Origin of the sequence: Halomarina halobia, from assembly GCF_029338575.1 — an archaeon.
Classification (GTDB): domain Archaea; phylum Halobacteriota; class Halobacteria; order Halobacteriales; family Haloarculaceae; genus Halomarina; species Halomarina halobia.
Map to the genome: position 1 here is coordinate 1,711,081 of NZ_CP119992.1, position 21,703 is coordinate 1,732,783.

The window sequence follows — 21,703 nt, forward strand, 5'->3', positions numbered from 1 at the left end:
ACCGTGCGCCTCCTGCTCGACGCGATGTGCGGCGGGGTGGTGAGCTACCTGCGGATGTGCGGCCACGACGCGGCCTACGCGCTGGATCGGGGGGTCGAGGCCGACCGCGACCTCCTCGCGCTCGCCCGCGATGAGGGTCGGACGCTCGTCACGCGGGACGTGCGACTCGCGGACCGCGCCGACGACGCGATCCTCCTCGAATCGCGTGACGTTCGCGAACAGCTCGCCGAGCTCCTCACGGCGGGCGTCCCGCTCGCACTCGACGAGCGTCCCTCGGTCTGCGGGCGCTGCAACGGCCCCCTCGAACGGGTTCCGGAGGGCGCGCCGACCCCGGAGTACGCCCCCGACCCGGACGGGGAGGCGGTGTGGCGCTGCCGGGAGTGCGGGCAGTGCTTCTGGCGGGGGAGCCACTGGGACGACGTGCGCGCGACGCTGGAGGAACTGTGAGTGAGAGGATCGGGGGAGTAGTAGGGACGGCGGTCCTCAGCCGTTGCGCTCCCACTGCGGGCAGGGATCCATGTCGTCCATCACCTCGCGGTGGTAGTCGCAGTAGGGTCGCAGTTCGCCGCCGCTGCGGACGTACTTGAAGTGCGCACAGCTCCCGCAGTAGGTGTCGGGAACGCCGTGACCCTCCGAACCTGCCCCCGTCCCCGCGTCGGCGTCGAGCAGGACGGCGTCGTCCCGCCCGTCGGAGGAGGGGGAGGACGACCGCTGCGCGCTCGCGCCGCCGTCGCTCAGCGGGGCGTCGGCCGTACGCGCGTCCGCCGGCGCGCTCGCCGGCGCGTTCGTCTGCGTCTCCACCTCGCCGTCGGGGACGGCTCCGAGCAGGCCGACGCCGCCGAGTCCGCCAAGCCGGGAGCGGTCGACCTCGACGACGCGCGTCTCGCCCTCCTGGGTGATCTCGAGCTTGACGGTGCCGCCGGGGTCGTTGCGCGTCTTGAAGTTCGCGACGCCGGTGAACAGACACCAGAACGTGACGATCGCGCCGAAGAAGTAGATCGCGACGACGGGGAGGGCGTAGTTCGGCGTGTCGTTGACCCAGCTGTCGGGGTAGACGAGGTAGAACAGGCCGACGCCGCAGAGCGCGACCGCCGCGCCGACGACCGCCGCGAGCCTGACCCGACGGCCCGCCGGGAGCACCGAGAAGATCCCGAGGAACACCGCCGGGAGCCCGACGCCCGCGAGGACGCCCGCGACCTCCCGCTGCTGCCACCACGTCATGCCGAACAGCCCCGCCCGCGGGTCGGCCGTCGCGAACACGATCCCGCCCAGCACGAACGCCACGCCCGCGAGGAACAGGAGGACGCCGAGGTACAGCCGTCGGAGGTTGGTCCCGCCGCTGCCCCCCTCGTAGACCTCCGTGAGGCTGGTCATGGCGTCGGATTCTCGCGCGTCGTACAAAACTCTGCGTCAGACGTACGTCTGACGCACGGGTCGCCCTGTGGCCGCCGAGCGAGGCGCTACGCCGCCCACTCCACGCCGAAGTAGCCGCTCACGACGAACTCGAGCGCGTTCACGAGGTAGTGGGCGACGACGACCGCGAGCAGGCTGTTCGTGAGGACGAAGACGGCGGCGAGCACGAAGCCGAGCACCCCCGTCACGAGGATCCCGGCGCGCCCCTGCGCGCCGTGGCCGAGCGCGAACGCGACCGAGGAGAGGGCGGCGAGGAGCCAGGGCGAGACGCCGAATCCCGTCGAGAACGCCCCCACGAGCGCCGCCCGGAACAGCACCTCCTCGAACCCGGCGATGATCGGGAGGACGCCGACGAGCAGCAGCCCCCACCCGCCGGGCGAGTCGGGGGTGAGGAGGTCGCGGAGCGTCTCGTCGGCGTCGAAGCCGAGCGCCGACGCGCCCGCCGCCCCCAGCGCGTTCGCGAGGTAGAGCGCGACACCGACGCCGACGCCGACCGCGAGCGCCGGGAGGCCGGTGCTCAGGGGGGCCGAGAGGTCGACGCCGAGGGCGGCGAGCGGCACGCGCGTGTACCACGCGCCGGCGACGAGCGCGAGGCCGAACAGCCCCTGCGAGAGCGCGACGTTGACGAGGAGCGCGCCGGTGCCGATCGAATCGAGGTCGGTGCGGGAGGCCGCCCGCGACAGCACGCCGCCGTCGGGGAGGGACGCGGCGGCCCCGCGACCGCGAGTCGGCGGGTCGAACTCGGCGAGCGCGACGGACCCCGCGGAGCCGTCGGCGCGGCGCGGCGGCGCGCGGACCGTCCCCTGGGAGAGTCGCGCCAGCGCGAGAAGCGAGAGGAGGACGACGACCGTCAGGCCGACGAACGCCGCCCAGTCGGTCACGGATTACTGGGGGCTCGGGCTGCCGCCGTGGCCGACCTGTCGGTCGAGTGCCTGCCCGGTGATGTTCTTCAGCCGGTCGACCAGCGAGTCCTTCTCCGGTTCGCCCACGAGGGCGACCTCGAGCACCTCGCTGATGTGCCGGACCGGGATGATCTCGATCTGGTCCTTGTACTCGTCCTCGATCATCACGTCCTGCTCGTTGGCGGCGGGGATGATGACCGTCTCCAGGCCGGCCTTCGCGGCCGCCTCGATCTTGTGCGTGACGCCGCCGACCGGGAGCACGTCACCGCGGACCGAGAGCGACCCGGTCATGGCGATGCTCTGGTCGATCGGGATGTTCTCGAGCGCGCTGATGACCGCCGTGGCCATCGTCACCGACGCGGAGTCGCCCTCGACGCCCTCGTAGGACTGGACGTACTGGATGTGGATGTCCTGCTGGGAGATGTCCTCGTCGGAGAACTTCTTGATGATCGCCGAGACGTTCTGGACGGCCTCCTGTGCGATGTCCTGCAGGTTACCCGTGGCGATGACCTCGCCCGGCCCCTGCGAGGGGGCGACCTCGGCCATGACGGGCATGACGATGCCGGAGTCCTCGCCCATGACGGCGAGCCCGTTGACGCGGCCGACGACCTCGCCCTGCGAGACGTTGAGCTCGTAGTCCTTGCGCTTCTCGATGTAGTCGTCCGCGAGCTGCTGCTCGATGGAGCGGCTGCGGCGCTTGGCGCGCAGCACGTGCTCCCGGGTGGTGAACTCCGCCTCCTCGGCGCGGGCGATGTCGCCCGCGACGCGGACCAGCCCGCCGAGGTTGCGCAGTTCGAGCGTCAGGTGACCCTTGCGGCCCGACCGGCGCTGGGCCTCGAGGATGACCTCCTCGACCGCCTCGCGGGTGAAGTGCGGCAGGCGGCCGTCCTTGTCGACCTCCTGGGCGACGAAGCGCGCGTACTTGCGGCGCATCTCGGGCTCGTCGCGGATGGTGTCGTCCATGTACACCTCGTACCCGTACCCCTTGATGCGCGATCGGAGCGCGGGGTGCATGTTCTCCATGGCGTCGAGGTTCCCGGCCGCGACCATGACGAAGTCCGTCGGGACCGGTTCGGTCTGGACCATCGCGCCCGAGGAGCGCTCGGACTGGCCGGTGATGGAGAACTCGCCCTCCTGGATGGCCGTCATCAGCTTCTGCTGGCTGCGGATGTCGAGCGTGTTGATCTCGTCGATGAACAGGACGCCCTTGTTGGCCTTGTGGATGGCGCCGGCCTCGACGCGGTCGTGGCTCGGCGTCTCCATGCCGCCCGACTGGAACGGGTCGTGGCGGACGTCGCCGAGCAGCGCCCCGGCGTGCGCACCCGTCGCGTCCTCGAAGGGCGCGGTCTGCTGGTCAGCGGTGTTGACGAGCAGGTTCGGGATCATCGCGTCGCTGCCGCGCGAGGAGTAGCGGAACGCGAGGTAGATGACGCCCGCCGCGAGGATGCCGAGGAGGACGGCCCCCTCGATGAGGAGCGCGTAGCCGATGACGATCGCGATGATGATCCACATGAGGAAGCTGCGCATCTGGTTGCGCTTTCTCGCCTCCTCCTTGTGCGCCTCGACGATCTGTTCGCCCTTTCCGGCGGGAACCGTGCGGATCTTCGGCTCGTTCCCGTCGTCGGGGTTGTGGTAGACGAGGACGTCCTGTAGCTCCTCGCGGGGGAGGAGCTGGCTCATCGCCTTGGCGAGCATGGACTTGCCCGTCCCCGGCGACCCGATCATCATCACGTGACGGCGCTGCTTGGCCGCCTTCAGGACGATGTCCCGGGCCCGGTCCTGCCCGATGACCTGGTCGACCAGGCGGTCGGGCACTTCGATGTCTGCCGTGCTCTCTATCCTGAGCCCCCCAAGTAAGTCGTCGGTCGACGACTCGTCTATCTCCATGTCGTCGACGACCGCCCTCCCCAGGTCGGACTCGGACTGGTCCTCCGGCTCGACCGGCACCTCGCCGGACCCCTCTTCCACCGGAGAGACCTCGTCTGCGTTGTTATTGCTCATAGAACCGTTGCTGTCAACCGATACTGAAGGGACCTCTACTGATATACTTTCTCCCCTCGTCCGAGCACAGACGGCGTCGAGACCCGCCGAGAGGGGTGAATTCGCCGGGTGATGGGGGGTTCGACGATCGGATCGCGGCGTTCGCCGCCGCGACCGACGCCCCGCCCTCGCCGACGCGGCGGAGCCATTCACCACTATTTATTAAACGCCCTGTCGAGGATTCACCATGAGTCGGGGGTTCTACATCGGGCGGTTCCAGCCGTACCACGCGGGCCACCACGCGATGGTCGAGCGGATCGCCGAGGACGTCGAGGAACTGGTCCTCGGGATCGGGAGCGCGGACCAGTCCCACACCGTCCACGACCCGTTCACCGCCGGGGAGCGCATCATGATGATCACCAAGGCCGTGAGCGCGGCCGACCTCGACATCATCACCTACGCGGTCCCCATCGAGGACCTGAACCGCAACGCCGTGTGGGTGAGCCACGTCCAGAGCATGTGCCCGGAGTTCGACGTCGCCTACTCGAACAACCCGCTCGTCGTCCGCCTGTTCGAGGAGTCGGGCATCGAGGTCCACTCCTCGCCGATGTTCCGCCGCGAGGTGCTCGAGGGCTCCGAGGTCAGAGAGCGCATGATGAACGGCGACGACTGGCGCAGCCTGGTCCCCGACGCGGCCGCCGCCGTCGTCGACGAGATCGACGGCGTCGGCCGACTCCGACAGGTCGGCAGTAGCGACAGCAACGGTAACGGCCACGAGGGGTACGCCGAGGACCCGAGCGACTGAGGACGACCGATGATCACGCTCGCGACCGACTTCGGCAATCCCTATCCGGCAGCGATGAGGGGCGTCATCCTCCGGCGGACGGACGCCCGCCTCGTCGACGTCGCCCACGACTTCCCGCGCCAGGACGTCCGGACGGCCGCCTTCTGGCTCCGCGAGGTCCTGCCGCACTTCCCCCCGGCGGTCCACTGCGCCGTCGTGGACCCCGGCGTCGGGACCGGGCGGCGGGCGCTCGTCGTCCGCGCGGGCGACCACGCCCTCGTCGGCCCGGACAACGGCCTCCTCCTCCCCGCCGCGCGTCGACTCGCCGGCGACGGCGCTGACGGCCGGGGCGACGGAGACGACGAAGCGGACGAGGACGACGCGACGGGAGCGCCCGCGCCCGGGATCGAGGCGTTCGCCTGGCGCGCGGACGACCCCGCCAGTTCGACGTTCCACGGCCGGGACGTGTTCGCCCCCGCCGCCGCCGCGGTCCACGAGGCGGGCGTCGAGGCGATCGGGGAACTCGACCGGGCCACGCCCGTAGACGAGGTCGTCGACCTGCGCTTCCCCGCCCCGGATCGCCGCGACGACGGCGCGGACGGCGAGGTGCTCGTCGTGGACGGCTTCGGCAACGTCATCACTAACGTCCCCGGCGACGCGCTCGACGGCCGGGACGCCGTGCGGGTGAACGGCGAGCCCTACCCCGTCGCGCCGTCCTACGCCCACCGCGACCCCGGCGACGCGCTCGTCATGGTCGGCAGCCACGGCAACGTCGAACTGGCGGTCAACCGGGGGCGCGGCGACGAGGCGTTCGGGGTGGGCGTCGGCGACGCCGTCTCGCTGCGGTTCTGATTCTACGGGTCGCCGAGGGCGCAGTCGGGGCGCTCGCCGAGCGCGGGGCGCGTCCCGACGCGTCGCTCGTCGGGGAGTGGAGTCACGAAAGACGGAACTCGCGACGAGACGCTCGTCGCTCAGTTCGCCGCGATGACGTCGTCGATGCGGACGATCATCGTCGCGGCCTCGGTGGCGGACTCGACGGCCTCGCGCTTGACCGCGGCGGGATCGAGGATGCCGTACTCGACGGGGTCGGCGACGACGCCCGTCTGCCCCTGCGCGATGATGCCCGCGCGCCCCTCGCTCTCGAACGTCGAGCGGAGTTCGACGAGCGCGTCGATGGGGTCCATGCCGGAGTTGGCGGCGAGCGTGCGCGGGAGCACGTCGACGGCGTCGGCGAACGCCTCGACGGCGAGCTGCTTGCGACCGGTGATGCTCGCGGCCTCGCTGCGGATGTGGTCGGCGATGGCGATCTCCGTCGCGCCCGCGCCGGGGACGACGCCGCCCCTGTCGAGCGACGCCGTCACCACGTCGAGCGCGTCGGTGAGCGCGCGCTCCAGTTCGTCGGCGACGTGCTCGGTCGAGCCGCGGGCGAAGACCGTCACCGAGCGGGCCTCCGCGCCGCCCTCGACGAACGCGAGCTCGTCCTCGCCGAACTTCTCGACGCGCACGAGTTCGGCGTGGCCGAGGTCGCTCTCGTCTACGTCCTTGACGCTCCCGAGCTGCTTCGCGCCGGTCGCGCGAGCGATGGCCGTCGCCTCCTCGTCGCTCACGTCCTCGAACGCGAGGATCCCGTACTTGGCGAGGAACGAGGCGACGCGGTCGTCGACGTCGCCGGTGACGAACGCGACGTCGACGCCGGCGTCCTTCAGCGCGTCGGCGTAGCCCCGGAGCTCGCCCTCCTCGGCGTCGAGCGCCGCGGTGAGCTGGTCGATGCTGGTGATGCTGTACTCGGCGTCGACGTTCCCCTCGCGCACCTCCAGGTCGAGGTCGAGGACGGCGACGGTTGCGTCCTCGACGCGACGGGGCATGTTCTCGTGGACGGGCTCCTCCTCGCTGATGACGCCCGTGACGAGTTCGGTGGCGCTGGAGCCGGCACCCGTCTGGGTGCGGACGCGGATGTCGTCGCGCTCGATGCGCTCGTCGCCCTGGACGTGTCGGATCGCCTCGACCATCGTCTCGGCGAGCGGTTCGGCCCCGACGTCGCCGGTGCCCTTGCCCGTCATGCTCGACTTCGCGACCTTCACGAGGAGATCGTCGTCGAGTTCCTCGTCGAGCACCTGCGCGTCGATGGCCTCGAGCGCGAGGCGGGCAGCCTCGTTGTACCCCTCGACGATGGCCGTCGGGTGGACGTCGTCGTCGAGGAGGTCCTCCGCCTGCGCGAGCAGCTCCCCGGCCAGGACCGACGCGGTGGTCGTGCCGTCGCCGACCTCCTCCTCCTGGGTGGTGGCGACCTCGACGATCATCTGGGCGGCGGGGTGCTCGATGTCCATCTTCTCCAGGATGGTGGCCCCGTCGTTGGTGATCACGACGTCGCCGGAGTCGGAGACGAGCATCTTGTCCATCCCCCGCGGCCCGAGGGTCGTCCGTACCGCGTTACTCACCGCTTTCCCGGCCGCGATGTTCGACGACTGCGCGTCCCGACCGCGGGTGCGCTCGGTGTCCTCCGCGAGGATAAACATCGGCTGACCGCGGCGCTGGAAGGATTGTGCCATAATCAGGTGGGACATGGTTTGCGATTCTATATAACTATTTCGTAGGTAGTCACGGGAATCGAGCAACAGCGTCCCACGCCATCAGGTAGCACGGTGTCGAACGCCCCTCACGTGGGTCGCCCGCGCCCACCGTCCACGCCACCCGCACCGCTTCGTGTCACCCGCGTCGGTGCGTCACTCGCGTCGGTGCGTCACCCGCGTCGGTCGTAGACGGCGACGGCACGGTCGCTCCGCGTCGAGAGGCCGCGGGGGTTACGTCTCGGGCTTCGGTCGCGCACGCGCGCGACGAGCCCTGTTCGCAGGCCCGCCGCGGTCCCGACGACGACGTCCCGCCCGTTGCCGAACCAGCTCGACGGGCGGGACTCACCGCGCGCCACGTCGACGAGCGCGCCCGCCGCGTCGACGAGCGCGTGGCGGCAGACGCGCCAGCACGAGCGCGCGCCGTAGTTCTTCACGAGGCGGTAGGTGAGCGAGCGGTAGCGCCACGCCCAGTCGCGGGTGCGTTCCCCCCCGTCGGCGTAGAGCGACGGTTCGCGGATCCCGGCCGGGTCGCCCCTACCGTCGTACCGGACCGCCATCCCGGGAAGCCACGCCACGTCGCGCCCGAGCGCGGCGAGGCGGTGGGCCGCGTCGCGCCCACCGCCGGTGACGAGGAACTCGTCGAACCCGTCGATCGCGTCCAGCGCCTCGCGGGTGAACGCGACGTTGCCGCCGTTGAAGTAGGTCACCCGCCGGCCGCCGAGTCGGCTGCGTTCCGGCCCCTCGGCCGAGCCGTCGCCGTCGGGGGACGCGCGTCGCGTCGGTCCCGTGACGACGTCCGGTGCGGCGGGACCGTGGCCGCTGGCGCGGTGGGCGCTCGCGGGCGCGGTCAGCGCGTCGGCGAGCGCCTCGTACCAGCCCGGTTCGACGGTCACCGAGTAGTCGAGGAAGGCGACGACGTCGCCCGTCGCCCGATCGACGCCGGCGTTCCGGGCGACGTCGATGTTCCGCTCGTCGATCTCGACCAGCACGTCGACGTCGTCGCGGGCGCGGACCGCCCCGGTGGTGCCGTCCACGCTGGGACCGTTGACGACGATGACCTCGGCCTCCGGGGCGTGTTCGGCGAGGGAGTCGAGGCAGAGAACCAGGCGCTCTCGGCCGTTGAGCGTCGGGACGACTACCGAGAGCTGCATACGCGTACATGCCGCTCCCGAGCGATAAAAAGCCCCCTCACTCGTCGTGCGCGATCCCGTTAGTCGTCCCATCGCCTCACTCGACGCGCGCGTCCCAGTAGGAGACCGACGCGAGCGCGCCCGCCGGGGAGTCGCCGAGCGAGACGTCCAGATCGCGGAATCGTCGGGCGACGTCGTTCGGGATCGCGCGGTAGAAGCCGTAGGGGAGGACGAAGTCGTGGCTCTCGTCGTCGAGGCGCAGGCCCGCGCCGTGGAGCAGGCGCAGCACCTCGCTCTCCGAGTAGAGGCGGGACCCCATCGGGAGCAGCCAGTTGTAGACAGTCCGTAGGCTGACGCTGTTGAACGTGTCGAAGAACACCTGATCGCGCGAGACTCGACACATCTCGCTCAGGAACGACGCCGGCGTGTCCGCCAGGTGAAAGAAGCGCATCGCGAAGACCGAGTCGAAGTGGTCATCCGGGAAGGGGAGGCGGGCGGCGTCCCCGCGGATGAACTGGAGGTGGTCCGCGACGCCCGTCCGGTGGGCGCGCTCGCGGCCCTGCTGGAGCATGGCGGCCGAGATGTCGATGCCGGTGATGTCGGCCCCCCGCTCCGCGAGCATGACGGTGAACCGACCGGTACCGCAGGCGATCTCGAGGACCCGCTTGCCTTCGACCGGCGCGACGGCGTCGATGACGGCCTGCTTCTCGCGCTCGTCGATGAGCCGACCGCCACGCGAGAACCGCTTGGTGTCGTACTCCTCGGCGACGGCGTCGGCCTGGTACCACTCCTGCCCCTTCACGCTATCCGGAATAACCCGGGCGGGCAATAAAACGGTACTGGATTAGGGAACGCCCGTCAGGGACGGGCGGCGCGGTCGGGCCCGACTACGCGGTCGCCACGTGATCGGTGCTGATCCGAACGATCACCCGCGCGCCCGACTCCGCGTCGCGGTTGGGGTACTCGTCGACGCCCATGTACCGCTTCGCCAGTTCGTTGATGTGTTCGTCGGCCCTCTCCTCCTGGAGGTCGGTGACGCGCCCGCGCACCGAGACGAACCGATAGGGGTCGTCGGGATCCACCAGGCTCACGCCCACCTTCGGGTCGCGGCTCACGTTTCGCTCCTTCAACCGGCCGCGGGCGGTGTTGACGAGTAGCTCCTCCGCGTCCGCGTCGTAGTCCACCCACACCGGCGTCACCTGCGGCGTCCCGTCCGGCATGACGGTGGCGACGTGCGCGAACGTCCGCTTCTCGAAGAGGTCGTGGAACTCCTGAGGAATGGCCATAGGCCACCTACTCGCGCCAACCGAAAAAGTCGTGCGGGTCGTCACCTCCGGTCGCGGCAATACATGTCACCAATCGATGTATAAGGGTGATATGAACACATAGGATAGTCAGTATTGTTTTGTTACCCCTATAGCGAAGGTTTACGGTACGTTTTGCCGGACCGGTGAGATATGAGCACACACGCGGAGAAGCAGGCGGCGGAGACCCCCCTATCGAATCCCGACTTCAGAGAGCGCCTGCGCGAACTCCCCCCGAGCGCGAAGCTCGTCGCGAAGGTCCTCGAGGACCAGGCTCCGATGTCGCAGGGCGAACTCGCCGAGGACTCGCTCCTCCCCGACCGCACCGTCCGCTACGCGCTGAACCGCCTCGCCGAGGCCGAACTCGTCGAGTCGCGCTACAGCTTTCGCGACGCCCGCAAGCAGGTGTACTTCCTCGTCGAGTAGTCGAACCGTACGTAGCGTTTTGTCGCCCTCGAACGTACCACCAGGCATGACCATCCGCTCCTGGAACGGGCCGGTAGCGGTCCCCGTGCGGACCGCGGCACCCGAGGGTGCGACGAACGCCTACGTCGTCGACGACCGCGAGGCCCTCCTCGTCGACCCGGCCGCCTCCCACGAGGGCCTCGACCGGGTTCTGGCGGACGTCGAGGTCGGCCACGTCGCCGTCACCCACCACCACCCGGACCACGTCGGGGCCGTCGCGCACGCCGCGGAGCGGACCGGCGCGACCGTCTGGGGGCGCGCCGGCCGCGAGGACGACTTCGAGCGCGCGACGGGGATCGCGCCGGATCGGACGTTCCGCGAGGGGACGACCATAGCGACGGGCAACGGCGCGGTGACGGTCCTCGACCTCCCCGGGCACGCCCCCGAGCACGTCGGGTTCGCGTTCGAGACGGCGACGGGCGAGCATCTGCTCTGTGGCGACCTCGCCGTCGCGGAGGGGAGCGTCGTGGTGGGCGCGCCCGAGGGGGACGTGCGCGCCTACCTCGCGAGCCTCCGGCGCGTCCACGCCCGCGCGCCCCACCGACTCCTCCCCGGCCACGGCCCGCCGATCGAGGGCGCGAGAGAGGTCCGCGCCGTCGCCCGACGGCTCGTGGACCACCGACGCGAGCGCGAGGCGCGCGTCCTCGCCGCCGTCCGCGGGGGAGCCGGGACGGTTCCCGAGGTCACCGACGCCGCCTACGAGAAGGACGTCTCCGCCGTCCGTCCGCTCGCGGAGGCCACCGTTCGCGCCCACCTCGAGAAGCTGGCCGTCGAGGGGCGGCTCGACTGGGACGGCGAGCGGGCGACGACAGTCGAGTGAACTGTACCCCTGGCGGACTGAAAGCGCGCAACGAGCCGCGCGAGTCCAGACTGTGAGGGCTTTCGAGGTCCCTCCGTCAGCACAGTTCTCAGTAGCACGACTCCGGGGTACGCCTGCTAGCGAACACGCCCCTTATCCCGCTGCGTCCGCACGGTCACGACATGGAATCGCTCGAAGCCGAACTGGAGCGCGCCCGCGACCTCGAGGTCGGCGACCTCGCGGACGCGATCGAGTCGATCGGCTTCGAGTGCACCCGCTGCGGCGCGTGCTGCACCGCGGAGGAGGCGGACGACGGCGGGACCGATCCGCACACGGCGACCGTCTTCCCCGACGAGGTGCGGGCGCTTCAGGAGGCGACCGGCGAACCGTGGCGCGACGTGGCCCGCCCGATGCCCTTCGGCCTGCGCGAGGGCGACGACGGGCCGGAGGGCGAGACCTTCGAGTGGGCGCTCCGGACCGACGCCTGCGGGGACTGCGCCTTCTACCGGGAGTCCGACGGCGTCGGCGCGTGCGCGGTTCACCCGGATCGGCCGCTCATCTGCCGGACCTACCCCTTCAGCGTCGCGCTCGACGGGACGAGCCAGCCAATGGGCGAGGCGGTCGACGAGCGGGGGGTCGTCCGGGCCCACGAGTGCGAGGGACTCGGCAGAGACATCGACCGCGGGGACGCGGAGGAACTGGCCGGCGCGCTGCGGGAGCGCGCGGTGCGCGAACTCGAGGAGGCGATCGCCGTCCGCGACGCCTACGAACCCGCGGACCCCGATCCGGGGGAGGTGGTGGTCCACGACTCCGAAGGGGCGAAGCACCCCGACGGGACCCCCCGCTGATCGAGGCAAGGGCTTTAGTGCTCGGAGAAGATTCCCCGTTCAGAGGCCTATGGAAATCTCAGAAAAACTCCTCTGTCTGTTTAGTGCGGACGTCACCCCCGAGGGCGACCGCTACACGGTCGAGGTTCCCCGCCGCGAGATCGAGACGGGCTCCATCGAACCCGGCGAGACCTACCGCGTCGCGCTCATCGCCACCGGCGAGCAACTCGAGAAGAGCGAGTCCGGCGGTCGCCCGCCGAGCGAACCGCAACCGCCCGTCGAGGTGGGCGAGATACGCTACGTCGAGATCGAGGACATCGGCAAGCAGGGCGACGGCATCGCCCGCGTCGAGCGCGGTTACGTCATCATCGTCCCCGGGGCGGACATCGGCGAACGCGTCAAGGTCGAGATCAGCGAGGTGAAGTCCAACTTCGCCGTCGGCGACGTGATCGAGTAGCCGGCCGGACGCGGGCGTCGCTGTCGCCCCCGTCCGACGCCCCAACGTGAACGGGATCGACCCGAAGACGTCCCCACCCCGGGACGCCCTCCCCGCGTCGCCCGTTCGTCCGGATCGTCCCCGCGTTTCCCGCGCGTACCAGATCCCCCGATCCGTCGCCGTCTCGATCCCGTTCGAGACGGCATCCGACGACCGAAAACCACCAGACAGCGAACCGTTAACTCATCGTACCAAACCCTCTATACGCCGATACTCCGTCCGTTGGGACATGAGCGCGACTGGGGCCTACGTGGAGATGGACCTCACGGACAAGCAACGGCGCATCGTGCAGTTCCTGCGCGAGAACGCGGAGACGAAGACCTACTTCAAGTCACGGCTCATCGGCGACGAACTCGGGATGAGCGCGAAGGAGGTCGGCGCGAACATGCGCGCCGTCCGGCAGTGCTCGGGGCTGTCGATCGAGAAGTGGGGCTACTCCTCGGGAACCACCTGGAAGGTCAGCGTCTGAGGGTCGACCTCTCTCCTTACGCCGACCCCGTCCGACAGGGAGAGCGCCCGCGCCGTCGGAGATCCGACGACCGTCCGGGTAACCAGTAGATCAGCGAACGGAGCGACGATCGCCTCCCCCACCTGATTTCACCGTCACGACGCGTCGGCGAACCGTTCGAGAATATCCTCGGGAACGGGATTGAAATACGCGAACGGCTCGCCGCGACAGAGTTCCTCGAAGTCCGTGTCCGTCGTCAGGATCGCGTCCGCCTCGTGGTGCCGCGCGAGCGCGACGAGGAAGCAGTCGTAGACGTCGTGGTTCCTCTCCGCACTCACCTCGTAGGCCTCGAGGATCGTCTCTCGATCGGCGGCGACGAACTGGATCGGCTGCCGGACGAAGCGCTGGACGGCGGTTCGGGCGCGGTGGGTCTCGACGCGATACCGTTTCGTCAGGAGGTATTGCGCGCGCAACGGGTAGTAGTCGAACACGAGGAGGCTCGACTCGGCCTCGAACCCCCGCTCGACGGGGGGAAAGAGATACTCGTGGCCCGGATGATCCCGCAGGATAGCGATCACGACCGCGTTCAGGTCGAGCAGAACGCGGTCGAACTGCTCGTTCCCGCTCGTCGTCATTCCTCGTCCTCGTCGCCGAACAACGCTTCACCGGCACCCGCGAACGCCTCCGTTCCCCAGTCGCGCTTTCCGGACGTGATCGGCTCGAACGGCGGTCTGTTCGGCCGAAGGTGGATCTCGCCGTCCTCGAATTCGAGATCGAGGTCGTCGCCTTCGTCGAGTTGGAGCCGGTCGCGAACGTGCTTCGGCAGCGTGATTCGTCCCCGATCGTCCACGGTCACTCTCTCGCGGTCGGAACGTGTACCCATTCTTCGTCACCCATCAGTCGATACCCCGCGACCGGACAAGGATGTTACGCCGACATCCCCGCCCCGAAGGGCGAGCCGTCTGCTTCGCAATCCGCGTGACCGCTGTGCTACGATTTGACCGCGACGACTCGCGGCTTCGGAGGGGTGGCAGTGACAGCCCGCCGCCCTACGGAAGGGAACACCCCGCTCGTCGACCTGCACCGATCGATCCGGAGACGCCCCGCATCTAGGGACGCAGTCTCGATCGACCTCAGAGCGGAGAACGGCGTCGCGTCACCGCGGGTCGTACCGGACGAGCGAGTCCGCCTCGCCCGCCAGCGCGATCGCGTCCTCGCCGAAGGAGTCCGCGTACCGGACGAGCAGCGTCAGCACCGTCTCGGGGCGCTCGACCGCGTAGCCGTCGGTCCGGTCGAGCAGCCCCGCGTCCTCGAGTTCCTTCGCGTACTTGCTCACGGTGGGACGGGAGACGCCGAGGTCGTCGGCGAGCGCGCTCGCCGTCGCGTCGGGGTCGCGAAGCAGCGCGACGAGCATGCCGCGGGGCGTCTCCCGCCGGAGGTAGCCGAGCGCCGTGCGCTCGAACGGGGAGAAGCGCCGAGCCGGGACGTACCGCCGGTACTCGCCGTCGCGGAAGCTCTCGATCGCGCCCGCCTCGACCAGCCGCCGGAGGTGGTGCTGGGTCTCGCCGGTCCCGAGCGAGAGGTCGTCGCGGATCTTCGAGAAGTGCGCGCCGGGCGTCGTCGAGAGGTACCCCGCGATCGCGTCGCGGGCGTCGCTCTGGGCGTCGGTGTCCACGAGGCGCGCGAGCGGCGCGGCGGCTCCGAGCGCCGCGAACCGCCGCAACGTCGCGCGCTTCTCCTCGTCGACACCGCCCGGCTGGTCGCTCACGGGACTCGATACGATAGAGGAGGGTAAAATCGCTTCGGGTAAATCTATTATCTTCCTCAAGGAGAGAATTCCGCCGTTTACGGCGGGTGTGAATCCGACATGGTAGTATCCAACCGCCGGCGACTGCCGACTGGATATTCCACGCCTGCGTTCACTTTCACTTCGCTCAGGTCGATGTTAAGTACATTCAGTGACATAGGCTATGTATGGCGAACCAGGTTGTCACCCGGACCTACACCGCTGGTATTTGCAACCAGCGACAGGTGCGCGACGACCTCGATTCGCTCGGATTCGCCGTCCTCAGAAATCTTCGATTTCTGATGGGCTGCACGAGAGCTTCGCTCTCGTGAACGCCAGCAAACTCTGGAACGTCGCCCGGTGGACTGTCGGGCGCGTTTGGGACGCATGCGGCCAGATTCCCGAGGATAGCGCTCTGAAGTCGTACCTCAAGCGCCACGAACGCTACGCTGACCTCAACGCACAGTCAAGTCAGAAAGTTCTCGAAGAGCTTTCTGAAGCGTTCAAGAGCTGGTACGGCCACCGCCGAAACGGGAATCAGAACGCGAATCCACCCGGCTACCGCAAACACGGCGACGACCATCCGCGGTCGACCGTCACGTTCAAAGAAGACGGCTTCAAACTCGACGCGAAATATAACCGCGTCCGCCTCTCGAAAGGCCGCAACCTCAAAGAACACTGGTCGGACTTCATTCTCTGCAAGTACGACGCCGGTCCGAACGTCACCGTCGAGAACGTTCAACAAGTCCGCGCGGTGTACGAACACGGTGAGTGGCGGTTGCACTTCGTCTGTCGCGTCGAAATTGACGACGCCGAACCGCCGGGCGACGGTGTGGCGGGCATTGATCTCGGTATCTGCAACCTCGTCACCGTCTCGTATGGCGACGAGGCCGTGTTGTACCCCGGTGGAGCACTTAAAGAGGACGGCTACTACTTCGCCAAGAAACGCGCCGAGACGGACGATCCGACCTCACGCGAAGCCCGCCGCCTCGACCGCAAGTGGACCGCCCGCCGAACGCACTTATTGCACACGCTCTCGAAAGACGTTGTGTCTGAGTGTGTCGAGAGGGGCGTCGGAACGATTGTCGTGGGCGACCTCGGCGGCATCCGCGAGGACGAGAACAGGGACGCCCGCAACTGGGGAAGTCACGGCAATCTCGACTTGCACGGGTGGGCGTTCGACCGCTTCACGCAGATGCTCGACTACAAGGCTGAAGCCGAAGGCATCGACGTGGTCACGAAGTCCGAACGTGGAACGTCGAAGATGTGTTCGGCGTGCGGGCGGTCAGACAAGCGTCAGCGCATCGAGCGCGGCTTGTATGTCTGTGAGTGCGGCTTCGTCGGAAACGCTGACTGCAACGGTGCGGAGAACATCAGACGAAAAGTACTCCCGAATCCCCCAATGGAGGATAGGGATAACGGCTGGTTGGCACAGCCAGCGGTCCGCCTGTTCGACCGCAGCGAGGGTCGGTTCGCCCCGCGAGAACAGGTCACGGACCGCGAACCATAATATCCCAACTGGGATCGGGAAACCCCGGCGTTTACGCTGGGGAGGATGTCATTGTGTCTCGGGTTCCCGGACGCTCTCCTCGTCGGACGCGTCGTCCGTATCGCCGGCGTCGTCCGCGGAATCGGTCGCGTCCATCTCCTCGATGACCTCGTCTGGGTCCTTGATGTCGGCCGGATCCGCCCCGGCCTTGATCGCCTGGGCCTCCTGTTCCATCTGCTCTACGTCCATCTCGGCGGCCTCGTCGATCTCGCCGATGATGCGCTCGATGTCGTCGAGGCCGAGCATCTCTCGGGTCTCCTCGTCGAACTCGAGGCTGTCGAGGACGCTGCCGTCAGCCTGCACGTCGCTGCCGGTGAGGTGCTTGCCGTAGCGCCCCACGAGCGAGGTGAGCTCCTGGGGGAGGACGAACGTCGTCGACTCGCCCTCGCCGATGGCCTGGAGCGTCTCCATGCCCTTCTCGATGATGGCGCGCTCGCCCATCGACTCGGCGGACTTCGCGCGGAGGACGGTCGAGATGGCGTCACCCTGCGCCTCCAGGATCTGGGACTGCTTCTCCCCCTGTGCGCGGATGATGTTCGACTGCTTCTCGCCCTCGGCCTGCTCGACCGCGCTGCGGCGTTCGCCCTGGGCCTCGAGGATCATGGCGCGCCGGCGGCGCTCGGCGGCGGTCTGCTGCTCCATCGCCTGCTGGACGTCGGCGCTGGGGTTGACCTCGCGCACCTCGACGGATTCGACGCGGATGCCCCACTCGTCGGTGGGTTCGTCGAGTTCGCGCCGGATCTTCGCGTTGATCTCCTGGCGCTTGTTGAGCGTGTCGTCGAGTTCCATGTCGCCGAGCACCGCCCGGAGGGTGGTCTGGGCGAGGTTCGACACCGCGCGCTTGTAGTCGTCCACTTCGAGGAAGGCCTTCTTCGCGTCCATCACCTTGATGTAGACGACGGCGTCCGCCGTCACCGGCGAGTTGTCGCGCGTGATGGCCTCCTGACGGGGCACGTCCAGCGTCTGCGTGCGCATGTCGAAGGGGTACGTTCGCGAGACGAACGGCGGGACGAAGTTGATGCCCGGTTCGAGGAGCTTGCGGTACTCGCCGAACACCGTGAGGGCGCGCTTCTCGTAGGCGTTCACGATCTCGACGGCCTGCCACACCGCGACGATCGCGATGACCAGCAGGACGATCGCGACGAGCGACACCAGCGTACCGCCGAAGCCGACCTGCAGTATCACTGCGGGGAGCATATCCGGACCTTGGCATGTCACTGGTAAAAGGATTCGCTCTGTCGGGGTCCGATCTCAGGCGGTCTCGGGTTCGCCGTCGCGGTCGCGCGATCCGTCGCGGTCGCGAACCTCGCGTCCCTCCCGCAGTTCGCGGTCGATGGCGTCCTCGATGGCGGACAGCGGTTCGACGACGACCACGTTCCCCCCGCCGGGGTCGATGACCATCACCTCGGTTCCCTCGGGGATCTCCCCCTCCATCGACCGCGCGGCGTAGTAGGGGTTGAAGCCGCCGCCGTCGAGTTTCACCTGTCCGCCCGAGGTCGTCACCCGCTCGGTCACCTCCCCGGTCTTCCCGCGCAGCGACGACGAGTCGCTCGTCTGGCTGCGACCCTTCCCGCCGTAGAGGTCGAACTCGCGGTAGGCGTAGAGCGCGAGGCCGCCCGCGAGGAGCACCGACAGCATCATCAGGAAGATGCCGAGCGCCCCGCCGCCGACGACGAGGCCGACGAGGCCCGCAGCGAGCAGGGCGATACCGACGACGATGAAGTGCGCGCCCGGCGCGAGCGCCTCGGCGACGATGAGGCCCGCCCCGGCGAGCAACAGCAGGACGGGAATGGAGAGTTCCAATCCCGGCGGCATCTGGAGGGGGATCATGCGCTGTGCTAGGTCTGTCCGCGGATTAACCCTTCTGTACTACAGGAAGGTGATCGCGAAGACGGCGACCGTCGCCGCGACGCCCAGCAGTACGAAGAACGCGTTCTCGAAGCTCGGCGATCCCGGCTCCGGATCGGCGTCGAACGGGTCGGCGTCGGGTGCGTCCGCTGGTTCGCCGTCCGGGGTGAAGCGCCACTCGGCGTCGTCGTCGGCCATGGAGGCACCTACGCGAACGAGCCGGAAAGGCGTGTCGCCCCGTCGCCCGGGCCGACTACCCGTTGCGTGAGTCACCACACTCCCCCGCCCGACCGGCGACCGCGCCCGACCGCCGCTACCGGACCTTCGTCCCGAGCGGCGCGTCGCCGTGGGTGGTGAGCAGGTCCGCCGCCTCGCCCGCGGCGAGCACCATCCCGTCGCTCTCGACGCCGAAGAGCTCGGCCCTCTCGAGGTTGGCGACCACGACCACCCGTGTGCCGGGCAGGTCCGCCGCGTCGTGGAGCTGGCGGAGGCCCGCGACGACCTGGCGCGTCTCCAGCCCGACGTCCACCTCCAGTCGAAGCAGCTTGTCCGCCCCCTCGATCGGCTCGGCGCTCACGATCTCGCCGACGCGCATGTCGAGGCGCTCGAACTCCTCGAATCCGACGCGCTCGTCGGCGAGCGGTTCGAGGTCGGCGGCGGCCCCGTCGGCCCCGCCCTCCGGCTCGGCCCCGTCGCCCCCGTCGGCGGCGTCCGCCGCGTCCGCGTCGTCCTCGGTCGCCGCCGCGACGCGCGCCTCCAGCTTCCCGTTCAGCTCGTCGACGCGCTCGTCCTCGATCTTCTCGAACAGCTCGCTCGGCGCGTCGAAGGAACGGGCGGGTTCCGCGAGCGCGGCGTCGAGCGTCGCGTCGTGGACAGAGCCGTCCTCGTTCAACTGCCCCCAGAGGCGCTCCGCGGTGTCGGGCGCGATCGGCTGGAAGAGCACGGCGACGGCCTTGGCGATCCCGACGCAGTCGCGGATGACCCGCGCGGCGCGCTCGGGCCCTCGCGGCTCGTCACCGCTCGGGTCTCCCGAGGCGCTCCGCGCCTCGCTGTCGTCGTCAGTAAGCTTCCACGGCTCGTTGCGCTGGATGTACTCGTTGCCGAACTGGGCGAGGCGGACCGTCGCCCGCCCGATCGCCCGGACGTCGTAGTCGTTGACGGCCTCGCCGAAGTCGGCGACCGCACCCTCGATGCGCTCGCGCACCTCGTCGGAGAGGGGGGCGTCCGGCGTCCCGCCGTACTCGCGGTGGGCGAACAGCAGCGAGCGGTAGACGAAGTTGCCGACCGTCCCGACGAGTTCGCCGTTCACGCGCTCGGCGAACTTCTCCCAGGAGAAGTCCACGTCCTGCTGGAAGCCGCCGTTAGTGGCGATGTAGTAACGCAGGAGGTCGGGGTGGAAGCCCTCGTCGAGGTACTCCTCGGCCCAGACCGCCCGGTTGCGGGAGGTGGAGAAGCCCTTGCCCCCGAGAGTGACGAACCCGCTCGCCATGACGGCCCGCGGCTCGGTGTACCCGACGCCGCGGAGCATCGCCGGCCAGAAGACGGTGTGGTGCTGGATGATGTCGCGACCGATGACGTGGACGATCTCGCCCCCCTCGGTCCAGGCCTCCTCCCAGTCGTAGACCTCCGGGCCGACGCGCTCGGTGTACTGCTTCGTCGAGGCGACGTACTCGATCGGCGCGTCCACCCAGACGTAGAGGACCAGGTCCTCGGCACCCGCTCCCGGGTAGTCGATCCCCCAGTCCATGTCGCGGGTGATGCACCAGTCCTTGAGCTCGCCCTCGATCCACTCGCGTGGCTGGTTGCGCGCGTTCGAGGTGCCCTCCAGCCGGTCGATGAACCCCTGGAGGTACTCCTGGAACTCGGAGACGCGGAAGAACTTGTGCGTCCGCTCTCTGTACTCCGCGGGGTTACCCGTGACGATCGAGACGGGGTCCTTGACCTCGCCGGGTTCGAGGTGGCGCTGGCAGCCCTCGTCGCACTCGTCGCCGCGGGCCTTCGCGCCGCAGTAGGGGCAAGTCCCCTCGACGTAGCGGTCCGGCAGGTACTGGTCCTCCTCGGGGTCGTAGGCGACGAGGATCTCCCTCTCGTAGACGTGGCCCGCCTCGTCGAGCGCGCGGACGATCTGGGTCGTCAGCTCGGTGTTCGTCTCGTCGTGGGTGTGGCCGTAGTTGTCGAACTCGACGCCGAACCGGGGGAACGTCGCCTCGTACGTCTCGTGCCAGCGGAGCGCGAACTCCTCGGGCGCGACGCCCTCCCGCTCGGCGTTGACGGCGACGGGCGTGCCGTGCATGTCCGACCCGGAGACGAAGGCGGTCCGCTGCCCGAGTCGGCGCAGCGCGCGGGCGAACACGTCGCCGCCGACGTACGTGCGCAGGTGGCCGATGTGCAGGTCGCCGTTGGCGTAGGGCAACCCGCAGGTGACCACCGCCGGACGTTCCGTGGGAAAGTCCTCGTGGCTCATGTCTAGCGATGCCTCCCGTGCGGGCCTAAAACCCGCCGATTTCGGTGATCGGTGTGGATGTGGATCATTGTGCTGTGTACCGAGTGGGTCCGTGACGTTCCGTGGGTGTCGGGCTACGACCGTGGTGTCGGCGTCGCTGCGCCGTGCCGACCGCTCCGCGATCGACAGTCCGGAGAACGTCGGGTTCAGGTCGCGTCACGGGGGCCGTATGACCGGCCGACGCGACGATTCACCGACGCGGCGACGGCTCCGCACGCATAGGAGGGGAGACCGTGGGGGGCCGCGCCGCGTGGGTCACGTCTCTGGATTCGGCGCGCGGCCTACATAGCCTCGTCGGTCCTCAGAAGACCCGGACGACCCCGCCGACGAAGGCGAGCGTCACGACGAGCCGACCCGCGCTCCCGACGAACGCCGCCGTCGCGAACTTGGCATAGTCGTCCTCGAGCACGGAGAAGGCGTAGATGGAGATAGTGTCGGGGAAGAAGGGAACGCACAGCGCGAGCGCCATGCCGATGTAGCCGTAGTCCTGGGCGAGTTCGACCGTCTTCCGCTCGGAGTAGGAGACCACGTCGAACCGCGACCGACGGAGGAGGTCGATGATCGGCCCCGACTGCTTCGCCTCGTTGCCGAGTCGGAGCGCGAGGACGCTTCCTGCGGCCTTCCCCGCCCCGCTCACGAGGATGATGAGCGTGTAGTCGGCCCACCGCGGGAGCCCGAGGTGCAGCGGCGCGAGGAGCACCGTCTCGCTCGGGAGCGGGAGGACGACCGCGATGAGAAACGAGTAGACGGCGATGAGGACGAGCCCGAGCGGCCCGGTCGCGTGCTCGACCGCCGACTCCAGGGCGTGGAGGACGTCCCCACCGGTGACGAATGTGAAGCCGGCGAGCGCCGCGACCAGTGACACACGCGGCGGGTTCGGGCGCGACGCTGTAAGTCTT

General features: G+C 69.1%; 23 protein-coding genes and 1 pseudogene. 9 read left to right on the top strand and 15 right to left on the bottom strand.

From position 1 onward, the window contains the following. Window positions 1-3: 3 nt before the first annotated feature. Window positions 4-447, top strand: coding sequence for a Mut7-C RNAse domain-containing protein (locus P1K31_RS09025; protein WP_276303003.1), 444 nt, complete (start codon window positions 4-6; stop codon window positions 445-447). 36 nt (window positions 448-483) lie between these two features. Here the strand turns inward: P1K31_RS09025 and P1K31_RS09030 are convergent, their stop codons facing one another. From P1K31_RS09030 to lonB, 3 genes are all read right to left on the bottom strand, one after another. Then, on the bottom strand, window positions 484-1,374 hold the full coding sequence (locus P1K31_RS09030) for a cell division protein CdpA domain-containing protein (protein WP_276303004.1): 891 nt from the start codon (window positions 1,372-1,374) through the stop codon (window positions 484-486). Between the two features lie 86 nt (window positions 1,375-1,460). Further along, a complete protein-coding gene (locus P1K31_RS09035) occupies window positions 1,461-2,294 on the bottom strand; it encodes a CPBP family intramembrane glutamic endopeptidase (protein WP_276303005.1) in 834 nt (277 codons plus the stop codon). 3 nt (window positions 2,295-2,297) lie between these two features. Then, window positions 2,298-4,316 carry an ATP-dependent protease LonB gene (lonB, locus tag P1K31_RS09040; RefSeq protein WP_276303006.1) on the bottom strand — a complete coding sequence of 673 codons (2,019 nt, stop codon included), beginning with the start codon at window positions 4,314-4,316 and terminating at the stop codon, window positions 2,298-2,300. 226 nt (window positions 4,317-4,542) lie between these two features. Between lonB and P1K31_RS09045 the strand changes: the two genes are divergently transcribed. Both P1K31_RS09045 and P1K31_RS09050 read left to right on the top strand, forming a co-directional pair. Continuing rightward, the gene (locus P1K31_RS09045) at window positions 4,543-5,100 is read left to right on the top strand and encodes a nicotinamide-nucleotide adenylyltransferase (protein ID WP_276303007.1); all 558 of its coding nucleotides are present in this window, start codon (window positions 4,543-4,545) and stop codon (window positions 5,098-5,100) included. Between the two features lie 9 nt (window positions 5,101-5,109). Next, window positions 5,110-5,931: an SAM hydrolase/SAM-dependent halogenase family protein gene (locus tag P1K31_RS09050; RefSeq protein ID WP_276303008.1), complete on the top strand. Its 822-nt coding sequence runs from the start codon at window positions 5,110-5,112 to the stop codon at window positions 5,929-5,931. 119 nt (window positions 5,932-6,050) lie between these two features. Here the strand turns inward: P1K31_RS09050 and thsA are convergent, their stop codons facing one another. The 4 genes from thsA to P1K31_RS09070 form a co-directional block, all read right to left on the bottom strand. Further along, a complete protein-coding gene (thsA, locus tag P1K31_RS09055; RefSeq protein ID WP_276303009.1) occupies window positions 6,051-7,628 on the bottom strand; it encodes a thermosome subunit alpha in 1,578 nt (525 codons plus the stop codon). A gap of 191 nt (window positions 7,629-7,819) precedes the next feature. Then, the gene (locus tag P1K31_RS09060) at window positions 7,820-8,800 is read right to left on the bottom strand and encodes a glycosyltransferase family 2 protein (RefSeq protein ID WP_276303010.1); all 981 of its coding nucleotides are present in this window, start codon (window positions 8,798-8,800) and stop codon (window positions 7,820-7,822) included. A 76-nt stretch (window positions 8,801-8,876) separates the two neighbouring features. Beyond that, entirely contained in the window at window positions 8,877-9,581 is a 705-nt protein-coding gene (locus P1K31_RS09065; RefSeq protein ID WP_276303011.1) for a class I SAM-dependent methyltransferase, read from the bottom strand. A gap of 85 nt (window positions 9,582-9,666) precedes the next feature. Further along, window positions 9,667-10,065, bottom strand: a complete 399-nt coding sequence (locus tag P1K31_RS09070; RefSeq protein WP_276303012.1) for a PPOX class F420-dependent oxidoreductase — start codon at window positions 10,063-10,065, stop codon at window positions 9,667-9,669. A gap of 171 nt (window positions 10,066-10,236) precedes the next feature. On the opposite strand from P1K31_RS09070, the gene P1K31_RS09075 reads away from it, so the two are divergent. The 5 genes from P1K31_RS09075 to P1K31_RS09095 all read left to right on the top strand — a co-directional run bounded on the left by P1K31_RS09075 (window position 10,237) and on the right by P1K31_RS09095 (window position 13,139). Beyond that, entirely contained in the window at window positions 10,237-10,509 is a 273-nt protein-coding gene (locus tag P1K31_RS09075) for a MarR family transcriptional regulator (RefSeq protein WP_276303013.1), read from the top strand. 46 nt (window positions 10,510-10,555) lie between these two features. Beyond that, entirely contained in the window at window positions 10,556-11,368 is an 813-nt protein-coding gene (locus tag P1K31_RS09080; protein ID WP_276303014.1) for an MBL fold metallo-hydrolase, read from the top strand. Window positions 11,369-11,529: 161 nt separating this feature from the next. Continuing rightward, a complete protein-coding gene (locus P1K31_RS09085) occupies window positions 11,530-12,195 on the top strand; it encodes a YkgJ family cysteine cluster protein (protein ID WP_276303015.1) in 666 nt (221 codons plus the stop codon). Between the two features lie 49 nt (window positions 12,196-12,244). Next, window positions 12,245-12,631, top strand: a complete 387-nt coding sequence (locus P1K31_RS09090) for a TRAM domain-containing protein (protein WP_276303016.1) — start codon at window positions 12,245-12,247, stop codon at window positions 12,629-12,631. Between the two features lie 268 nt (window positions 12,632-12,899). Further along, entirely contained in the window at window positions 12,900-13,139 is a 240-nt protein-coding gene (locus tag P1K31_RS09095; RefSeq protein WP_276303017.1) for a DUF7123 family protein, read from the top strand. 134 nt (window positions 13,140-13,273) lie between these two features. Here the strand turns inward: P1K31_RS09095 and P1K31_RS09100 are convergent, their stop codons facing one another. The 3 genes from P1K31_RS09100 to P1K31_RS09110 all read right to left on the bottom strand — a co-directional run bounded on the left by P1K31_RS09100 (window position 13,274) and on the right by P1K31_RS09110 (window position 14,886). Further along, entirely contained in the window at window positions 13,274-13,753 is a 480-nt protein-coding gene (locus P1K31_RS09100) for a type II toxin-antitoxin system VapC family toxin (RefSeq protein WP_276303018.1), read from the bottom strand. Then, entirely contained in the window at window positions 13,750-13,968 is a 219-nt protein-coding gene (locus P1K31_RS09105; protein WP_276303019.1) for an AbrB/MazE/SpoVT family DNA-binding domain-containing protein, read from the bottom strand. Before P1K31_RS09105 ends, P1K31_RS09100 begins: the two co-directional genes overlap by 4 nt. A 306-nt stretch (window positions 13,969-14,274) precedes the next feature. Continuing rightward, window positions 14,275-14,886 (bottom strand): winged helix-turn-helix transcriptional regulator, encoded by a 612-nt coding sequence (locus P1K31_RS09110; RefSeq protein WP_276303020.1) that lies wholly within the window; start codon window positions 14,884-14,886, stop codon window positions 14,275-14,277. A 206-nt stretch (window positions 14,887-15,092) separates the two neighbouring features. On the opposite strand from P1K31_RS09110, the pseudogene P1K31_RS09115 reads away from it, so the two are divergent. Further along, window positions 15,093-16,414, top strand: a pseudogene (locus P1K31_RS09115) (RNA-guided endonuclease InsQ/TnpB family protein). A gap of 48 nt (window positions 16,415-16,462) precedes the next feature. Here P1K31_RS09115 and P1K31_RS09120 read toward each other — a convergent pair. The 5 genes from P1K31_RS09120 to P1K31_RS09140 form a co-directional block, all read right to left on the bottom strand. Continuing rightward, complete coding sequence (locus P1K31_RS09120) at window positions 16,463-17,650, bottom strand: SPFH domain-containing protein (protein WP_276303021.1); 1,188 nt, start codon at window positions 17,648-17,650, stop codon at window positions 16,463-16,465. A gap of 54 nt (window positions 17,651-17,704) precedes the next feature. Beyond that, window positions 17,705-18,283, bottom strand: a complete 579-nt coding sequence (locus P1K31_RS09125; protein WP_276303022.1) for an NfeD family protein — start codon at window positions 18,281-18,283, stop codon at window positions 17,705-17,707. Between the two features lie 39 nt (window positions 18,284-18,322). Next, entirely contained in the window at window positions 18,323-18,499 is a 177-nt protein-coding gene (locus P1K31_RS09130) for a DUF7312 domain-containing protein (protein ID WP_276303023.1), read from the bottom strand. 115 nt (window positions 18,500-18,614) lie between these two features. Beyond that, window positions 18,615-20,765: a methionine--tRNA ligase gene (gene metG / locus P1K31_RS09135; RefSeq protein ID WP_276303024.1), complete on the bottom strand. Its 2,151-nt coding sequence runs from the start codon at window positions 20,763-20,765 to the stop codon at window positions 18,615-18,617. 340 nt (window positions 20,766-21,105) lie between these two features. Further along, window positions 21,106-21,663: a YqaA family protein gene (locus P1K31_RS09140; RefSeq protein ID WP_276305731.1), complete on the bottom strand. Its 558-nt coding sequence runs from the start codon at window positions 21,661-21,663 to the stop codon at window positions 21,106-21,108. Window positions 21,664-21,703 lie beyond the last annotated feature (40 nt).

Coding starts and splice junctions, on each gene's coding strand:
- P1K31_RS09030 (WP_276303004.1), bottom strand. CDS start 1,374: ATGACCAGCCTCACGGAGGTCTACGAGGGGGGCAGCGGCGGGACCAAC.
- lonB (WP_276303006.1), bottom strand. CDS start 4,316: ATGAGCAATAACAACGCAGACGAGGTCTCTCCGGTGGAAGAGGGGTCC.
- P1K31_RS09045 (WP_276303007.1), top strand. CDS start 4,543: ATGAGTCGGGGGTTCTACATCGGGCGGTTCCAGCCGTACCACGCGGGC.
- P1K31_RS09050 (WP_276303008.1), top strand. CDS start 5,110: ATGATCACGCTCGCGACCGACTTCGGCAATCCCTATCCGGCAGCGATG.
- thsA (WP_276303009.1), bottom strand. CDS start 7,628: ATGGCACAATCCTTCCAGCGCCGCGGTCAGCCGATGTTTATCCTCGCG.
- P1K31_RS09060 (WP_276303010.1), bottom strand. CDS start 8,800: ATGCAGCTCTCGGTAGTCGTCCCGACGCTCAACGGCCGAGAGCGCCTG.
- P1K31_RS09070 (WP_276303012.1), bottom strand. CDS start 10,065: ATGGCCATTCCTCAGGAGTTCCACGACCTCTTCGAGAAGCGGACGTTC.
- P1K31_RS09075 (WP_276303013.1), top strand. CDS start 10,237: ATGAGCACACACGCGGAGAAGCAGGCGGCGGAGACCCCCCTATCGAAT.
- P1K31_RS09080 (WP_276303014.1), top strand. CDS start 10,556: ATGACCATCCGCTCCTGGAACGGGCCGGTAGCGGTCCCCGTGCGGACC.
- P1K31_RS09085 (WP_276303015.1), top strand. CDS start 11,530: ATGGAATCGCTCGAAGCCGAACTGGAGCGCGCCCGCGACCTCGAGGTC.
- P1K31_RS09090 (WP_276303016.1), top strand. CDS start 12,245: ATGGAAATCTCAGAAAAACTCCTCTGTCTGTTTAGTGCGGACGTCACC.
- P1K31_RS09095 (WP_276303017.1), top strand. CDS start 12,900: ATGAGCGCGACTGGGGCCTACGTGGAGATGGACCTCACGGACAAGCAA.
- P1K31_RS09100 (WP_276303018.1), bottom strand. CDS start 13,753: ATGACGACGAGCGGGAACGAGCAGTTCGACCGCGTTCTGCTCGACCTG.
- P1K31_RS09120 (WP_276303021.1), bottom strand. CDS start 17,650: ATGCTCCCCGCAGTGATACTGCAGGTCGGCTTCGGCGGTACGCTGGTG.
- P1K31_RS09125 (WP_276303022.1), bottom strand. CDS start 18,283: ATGATCCCCCTCCAGATGCCGCCGGGATTGGAACTCTCCATTCCCGTC.
- P1K31_RS09130 (WP_276303023.1), bottom strand. CDS start 18,499: ATGGCCGACGACGACGCCGAGTGGCGCTTCACCCCGGACGGCGAACCA.
- metG (WP_276303024.1), bottom strand. CDS start 20,765: ATGAGCCACGAGGACTTTCCCACGGAACGTCCGGCGGTGGTCACCTGC.